Genomic DNA, 7,944 nt, shown 5'->3' on the forward strand with positions numbered 1-7,944 from the left:
GGGACGTCTGGTCCGTCAGTGGAACCGTGGGTGTCGGAGATCTGCCGGACCATCCCGGCTGGCTGGGGATCGCCATCGACGTGTCCGAGCATCTGAGTATCGTCGGGGACTGGCTGCTCAGCGATCCCACCATGCCGCCCGGGCCGGAGGACGGGGGCGAGGAGTGGGAACAGCAGGTGGTCTCCTTTCCCGTCGCCGGCCGGGACCACCGCGCCACCGGACATCTGTCCGTCAGGCTCGACGAGGACCCCGCGACCCTGCGCCTGAGGACCCTCATGGCGCGGGAACTGGCGAAGGCGACGCACTTCGTCCACTACGACCCCACGACCGACACCGTCAGCGCGCCGGTCGAGGTCCCCTGGCGGGTGGACGATCCTGACGCCGACCCGTTCTTCGAGATCAAGCACGGCTGGCCCGGTTTGGCCGTGTGGGGGACGACCGGCGGTTCGCGGGTCGTCTCGGCCGAGCAGTCCTCCGGGGCGCTGCGGCGGCGGCGGAGCTGGCAGGCCAAGCCTGCCGGGACCTCCACGGTGAAACTCTTGTGCTTCGCCGCCGAGCAGCCCGGCCGCGTGCCCCGTCTCGGCCCGTTCAGTCCGCCGCCGTACGTCCCCGACCCGCTCGGCGTCGTCTCCAAGGCCCAGAAGTTCGCCAACGACGCGCAACGGGACCGGGACAAGCGCGTGATCGTGTACGCCACCCAGCGCCCGATCATGAACCGCGTCGTCACGCCGGACGGGGCATTTTTCGCCGTGTCCAACGAGGTCAGCGGGACCAAGTTCGGCATCGAGCGGGTGCTCCGCGAGCCGGAGGGGGCCAAGCTGGACGAGCGGGCCCGCATGGCCGGACTGCACAGCGATCGCGATCCGGGCCCGGTCCCGGACCACATCCGCGAACGGACCCTGCGCCTGGTCCGGATGGTGGGCCGCCAGTTCGGCGCGACGATCGAGCGGGACCCCGCCTACCCCGTGCTGCTGGGGGGCGCGGGCGCGCTGGACCGGATGCTGCGCAACGACCGCGCGCTGGACCTCGTCCCCCTGTTCACCCTGGACCTGTTCGAGCGGGTGGCACGGGCCGACCACAAGAAGCACGCCCCGGCCACCCCGCTGGACCAGAAGCACGCCCCGGACACCCCGCTGAGCCCGAGGGACAAGGCGCAGGTGCTGTACCGGGCCGGGCAGCAGATTTCCAAGGACCCGAGAACCAAGCTCTCCGACTACGTCGACCCCCGTTCGCTGCGGATCATTCTCAGCGTCCTGCAGGAGACCATGAGCGGTCCCGGCGTGGACGGCCGGGCCATCGAGTTCCTGGGCCTGCCCGCGGACGCGTCGGTCGGCGCCGCTGAGCGGTCGCAGTTGCTGTGGAACGACGTCAGAGGCCGTGAGCTGATCGACAACTTGCGCGACAATGGCGGCGATCAGAAGATCGGCGAGGAGGCCGCCAAGATCCTGCACCTCGACGCCCCCGACCCCGCCCAGCAGATTCCCATGCTCGATCTCGTACGGCGCGCGCTGGCCCAGGGCCGCGGCCCGGTGCGCATTGAACTGGCGGAGTACCACCTGGAGACCAGCGGCGGGGCGTTCGCGCCCAACACGATGATCCGTGCCAAGGACGGTTCGATCATCGGCCGGGACCACACCGGACAGCCGGCCGACACCGTCGACCTGGACTGGACGAAGCTCACCCTGCTGCGGCGCGCGCCAGACGGGACCCTGGTGGCCGATTCCACGGTCTGGGCCCCCTGGTTCGACCCGCAGTGGCCGGTCGTGCCGTGGTTGTACCGGGCGGACCGCCGTGACGACACCCGGGTCGAGGTGGGCGGACTCGCGGCGCCGCACGACGAGATCGGCGAGCTGATGTACCGCGACCCCGCGGCCGCCCAACTCCCGCTGCCGAGCACGGCCGTCCTCATGGTTCCCCGCTCGCGTCCCCGCCCCGGCGATCTGATGGTGGGCAGCCTGCCGGGCCAGGGCGCGCTGCGCTCGGGCCGCTCCATGTGGGCCGCGTACGGCACGCCCGTCTTCTTCACCGACCCGGCGACGGGGAAGACCACCATCGCCCTGGAGCCGGACCCGGGCGGCAACCCGCTGACCGCCGAGGACTTCACCCTCATACAGCGGAAGGCGCCCCCCGGCTACGTCGCCCTCCAGGCGCCATCCACCACCGTGCTCGGTACCACCGTCCCCGCCACGCCGGTCACGCCCGCGCCCGACCCGGTGGCCACGTTCGGGGTGCACGGGCCGTCGACGCACACGGCTGGAACGGTGCGGGACACGGAGCCGCCCGAGGCCGACGGACCGCGGCCGGCATCCGGGGGCGTGGCTGAGCCGCGGTCGCGTTCGTCGCGGCCTTCCCACAGTTCGCACGGGGCCGGTCCGTCGAGGCGCTCTGGTGGTTTGCCTGGTGGGTCGTCGGATACCGGGGTGGATCCGCTGGTGGAGCATTGGCCGTTGGGGCGTGGGGTGACGGTTGCGGAGCCGTGGACGGGTGATGTCGCCCGGGTCACGGTTGGCAAGGCGCCCAGGACCGGTGGCGTCAGGGAGGTTCCCGTTGGGCGGGTGCCCAGGAATGCCGGTAAGAATCCGGGGGTGTTCCGTTGGACGCGGGTGTTGGAGTCCTCCTCCAGGCCGTTGTCCTATGAGGTCGACGAGGCGGGCTGGGTCACGCTTCCCGGTGGTGAGGAGCTCGGTCCGGAGGGGTGGTGGCGGATCGGTGATGACTTCGTGCACGGGCCCACGGGTGCGGTGCTGTATGGGGACAGTGGGTGGATCGGCCGTGCCCTGAACGCTGAGGCGGTCCTGGAGGCGCACGAGACGCTTCGGTACACGCTCACGGCGGACGCTTCCGGGATGTACCTGGTGCCCACCGACGGTGACGGTGTCAAGGCGGTCCACATTCCGCTGGCGGATCCCGCTTCCTTGTCGGCGCCCGGTGTCGAGCAGGGCCTTGAGCTGACCGCCGTGGGACCGGCCGGCTGGCCGGTGCATGCCTGGATGAGTCCTCAGGGCCCCGAAGCGGACATGATGGCCCCTCCTGCCGGTGCCACGCCCGTGCCGTCGGCCGTGCCCACGGCCCCGTACGACCCGGAGGCGCATTACGCCCAGATCATGCGGGACCTCTACGGCGGGCCGCAGCCGGGCGTGCCGGAGGCGCTGCGGCGGCTGAACGCGCTGCGCGCCGGCGTCCCCGAACTGCGCGGCGGTCCACTGGATCTGGACGCGCTGACGCGGTACGTGCTCAGCCTCCCCGACAACGCCCCCCTCACCTGGGCCGAACGCGCCGATCTGCTCAGGGTGGCGTCGGACCCGGAGGTGGCGAACGCCACGCGTCTCACCGAGTTCGCGGCCTTCTACCTCGGCCTGAAGGGCGCGGTCGGCTCCGGCGTGCACTTCACCACGCCGAACGGCGTGAGGGGCATCGACTGGACCGGCCAGCCGCTGGACATGCCCATCGAACTTGACACCGTGTTCCAGGGTGTCCAGCAGAAGGACGGCCGGCTGGTCCTCGACAAGCCCGATCGCGCCGGATGGTTCGGTGGACCGTGGCCTTTTGTGCTGAGGGCAGAGGGGTCCATGACCAGGGTCACGGTGCGGGGCTACAGCGGGTTCGTGCGTGAGGCGCGCAGGGAGGTCGTGGCCGAACTGCTGGGACGTTCCCAGGTGTTGGGGGCGTTGCCGGGGAACGTTCCGCTGCTGATGCTCGTGTCCTTGGCGGCGGTCGGCGACACACTCCTCCCGCGCGGTGCCGCGTTCACGCTCGGCCGGGACGTCTGGTCCGTCAGTGGAACCGTGGGTGTCGGAGATCTGCCGAACATTCCCGGCTGGCTGGGGATCGCCATCGACGTGTCCGAGCATCTGGGTATCGTCGGGGACTGGCTGCTCAGCGACCCCACCATGCCGCCCGGACCGGAGGACGGGGGCGAGGAGTGGGAACAGCAGGTGGTCTCCTTTCCCGTCGCCGGCCGGGACCACCGCGCCACCGGACATCTGTCCGTCTCGCTCGACGAGGACCCCGCGACCCTGCGCCTGAGGACCCTCATGGCGCGGGATCTGGCGAAGGCGACGCACTTCGTCCACTTCGACCCCACGACCGACACCGTCAGCGCGCCGGTCAAGGTCCCCTGGCCGGTGGGCGGTCCTGGCGCCGGCCCGTTCTTCGAGATCAAGCACGGCGGGCCCGGTTGGGCCGTGTGGGAGACGACCGGCGGGCCGCGGGCCGTCTCGGCCGCGCAGTCCTCCGGGGCGCTGCGGCGGCGGCGGAGCTGGCAGGCCAAGCCTGCCGGGACCTCCACGGTGAAACTCTTGTGCTCCGACGCCGCGCAGCCCGGCAGCGTGCCCCGCTTCGGCCGGTTCAGTCCGCCGTCGTACGTCCCCGACCCGCTCGGCGTCGTCTCCGGGGCCCAGCAGTTCGTCAACGACGCGCAACGGGACCGGGACAAGCTCGAGACCGCGTACGCCACCCAGGGCCGGGTCATGAACCGTGTCGTCACACCGGACGGGGCATTTTTCGCCGTGTCCAACGACGTCAGCGGGACCAAGTTCGGCATCGAGCGGGTGCTCCACGAGCCGGAGGGGGCCAAGCTGGACGAGCGGGCCCGCATGGCCGGACTGCACAGCGATCGCGATCCGGGCCCGGTCCCGGACCACATCCGCGAACGGACCCTGCGCCTGGTCCGGATGGTGGGCCGCCAGTTCGGCGCGACGATCGAGCGGCACGCCGCCTACCCCGTGCTGCTGGGGGGCGCGGGCGCGCTGGACCGGATGCTGCGCAACGACCGCGCGCTGGACCTCGTCCCCCTGTTCACCCTGGACCTGTTCGAGCGGGTGGCACGGGCCGACCACAAGAAGCACGCCCCGGGCACCCCGCTGGACCAGGAGGGCAAGGCGCAGGTGCTGTACCGGGCCTGGCAGCAGATTGCCAAGGTCCCGGGTACCAAGCTCTCCGACTACGTCGACCGCCGTTCGCTGCAGATCATTCTCAGCGTCCTGCGGGAGACCATGAGCGGTTCCGGCGTGGACGGCCGGGCCATCGAGTTTCTGGGCCTGCCCGCGGACGCGCCGGTCGGCGCCGCTGAGCGGTCGCGGTTGCTGTGGAACGACGTCAGCGGCCGTGAGCTGATCGCCAACTTCCGTGCCATAGGCGGCGATCAGAAGATCGGCGAGGAGGCCGCCAAGATCCTGCACCTCAAGGACCACGACCCCGCCCAGCAGATTCCCATGCTCCATCTCGTACGGCGCGCGCTGGCCCAGGGCCGCGGCCTGGTGCGCGAGGAACTGGCGGAGTACCACCTGGAGACCAGCGGCGGGGCGTTCGCGCCCACCACGATGATCCGTGCCAAGGACGGTTCGATCATCGGCCGGGACCACACCGGACAGCCGGCCGGCACCGTCGACCTGGACTGGACGAAGCTCACCCTGCTGCGGCGCGCGCCCGACGGGACCCTGGTGGCCGACTCCACGGTCCAGGCCCCCTGGTACAACCCGCAGCAGCCGGAGGTCCCGCCGTGGGTGTACCGGGCGGACCGCCGTGACGACACCCGGGTCGAGGTGTGCGGACTCGCGGCGCCGCACGACGAGATCGGCGAGCTGATGTACCGCGACCCCGCGACCGCCCAACTCCCGCTGCCGAGCAGGGTCGTCCTCATGGTTCCCCGCTCGCGTCCCCGCCCCGGCGATCCGAAGGAGGGCAGCCTGCCGGTCCTGGGCGTGCAGCGCTCGGGCCGCTCCATGTGGGCCGCGTACGGCACGCCCGTCTTCTTCACCGACCCGGCGACGGGGAAGACCACCATCGCCCTGGAGCCGGACCCGGGCGGCAACCCGCTGACCGCCGCGGACTTCATCGTCGAACGGCGGAAGGCGCCCCCCGGCTACGTCGCCCTCCAGGCGCCATCCACCACCGTGCTCGGTACCACCGTCCCCGCCACGCCGGTCACGCCCGCGCCCGACCCGGGGGCCATGTCCGGGGGAGGTGTCGCCAAGGGTGTTGTCGATGCCGGTACGGCTCCGGCGCCGGACACGGTGTCCGGCGGCACGGTGGCCGGCCGTCGGCGGCATCGTGCTGTCGGTCCTCGTGAGCCCCTTTCGGTGCTGAGCCGTGCGGAGCTGACGGAGCGGGTGGACCGTGTGGCGGGTGAGGGGCCGGCAGAGGGGATGTCGGAGGAGCGGTGTCTGGTCCTGTTGAGGTCGCTACGGGAGGAGCTGTACCCGCAGGGGGTGCGCCCGGCGGGGATGGAGGCCGATCCGGAAGAGGCCGGCCGGGCGGAGGCCGGTTCGGTGCGGTCGCGTGCGCTGGATGACTCGGCGGTGAGTGGGAACTCGGTGGTGTCCTCTTTGGCGGCGGGCCCCGGTTGGCGTGGGGTGCGGTCGTGGGAGGGGGTGGAGAAGGCGGTCGCCGAGGCCGGGGCGGGCGCGGCGGCGTTCGTTCTGGCGCGGCGTCAGGGCCAGCAGCCGGGCCGTGCCTTCGCGGAGCGGCTGGGCCATGCTTTCGCGGCGTACAACCTCGGCGAGGGCGAGGGCCGTGGAGTGGTGTGGGTGGATGTGTCGGAGGGTGCCGGCCGCCGGATCTCGGGGTTCCCCCCGGGGGTCGCGCCGTCGGATGCGCGTGCGGTGGTGATCGACCTCGACGGGCGGGTCACGCACGCGCTGCCGGCGTTCATGCAGTCGGCTTCCCCGGCCCACGCGCAGCTCGACGCGGCGACCGGCCGCCGTTACGGTGCCACCGGCCTGGAGGCCGAGGAGGATCGGCCCATCCACATTGAGGGGCTGACCGGTAACGTCATGAAGGTGAAGCTGGCTCATGGTCCCGGCTTCAAGATCGTCACGGACGCTCGCCCATACTGGGTAACCGCCGACGGACGGCTCCACCGCTCGAAGCCGCGGGTGGCACCGGGGGAGCAGGCGCCCAAGCTGAATGGCTACTGCATCGCCGAGATCGTCATGGACGACCCGATGGCTTCGCTTCCGGGGGAGCGAAGGTGGCCCCGTCAGGAGGCGCTGAGGCAGCTGCAGCGGATTCGGGCTGCGCTGGCGATCCCGGATGAACGGGGGGTCCCGGTCCCGCTTTCCGAACTGCTGGAGACCCTCGGCGGCTGGACGCCCACCGAGTGGGGCACGCGGACGCTGGTCGGACTGGCCGTCGTGGACTCAAGCGACAGCTCCTACTTCCACCTCACCCCCGGGACCGTCACCCTCGGCCTCGGGGCGCTCCAGGACCTCGCCTTGGATCGGGCGAACGAGCCCATACTTGAGGCCGTGACGGTCTCGATGCGGTTCTTCGGGCAGCAGACCACCACGGCGTTCGTGAACCGTTTCCTCGGTGATGACGGCGCGCAGAATGATCTTGTTCCGTTCCTGGCGGCCATTCCGGACGTCGACGAGGTCTTCGGCTACGGATGGTGGGGGTCTCAGCACGCCGCGGCCTGGCCGATCCGCAACATCTTCGCCGCCATCACCTCCGAGAATGTCCTGACCAAGAACTTTCTGCTGGTGGCGTCCCGGAATCCGATGGACCGCGTCCGGCGGACCCTGCGGCCGCGCACCCGGACGTTCCTCAACGAGCGCTACGACGAGCTCACGGGAATGCTCTTCTCCCATCTCTCCGAGCTGCTGGAGTTCCATCGGGTGAGAGTGACGCCGGACAAGCCGTTCGACGCGGGGTTCTTCGACGCCACCAACGGCAATGTGACCACCCGCGAATACTGGACGGCCATACTCACCGGGCGCACATCCCAGGGCACTGCCGTCGCCCAGCGCGAGATCGTCACCGACGACTACGAGTTGGACACCGACGAGGGCCGGCTGGACGTCGCGCTGGTCCTGCCGGAGCTGCGGCGATTCGGCTATGGCAGCGCGTTCATGACCCCCAGTGAGATATCGCGTGCTGTCGAGGAGGTCTCGGGGCTCAGCCTGAGCGCCTACGAGCGGGCGCGGTCGCTCCCCGCGCCGCTCC

At 71.2% G+C, this 7,944-nt stretch carries 1 protein-coding gene; it reads left to right on the forward strand.

Translation table 11 applies throughout. From position 1 onward, the window contains the following. Positions 1-26: 26 nt before the first annotated feature. A partial coding sequence (locus J2Z30_RS49090; RefSeq protein ID WP_308280302.1) for a lonely Cys domain-containing protein occupies positions 27-7,944 on the forward strand: 7,918 nt, incomplete at its 3' end.

The organism is Streptomyces iranensis, assembly GCF_017874715.1.
GTDB classification, from domain to species: domain Bacteria; phylum Actinomycetota; class Actinomycetes; order Streptomycetales; family Streptomycetaceae; genus Streptomyces; species Streptomyces iranensis.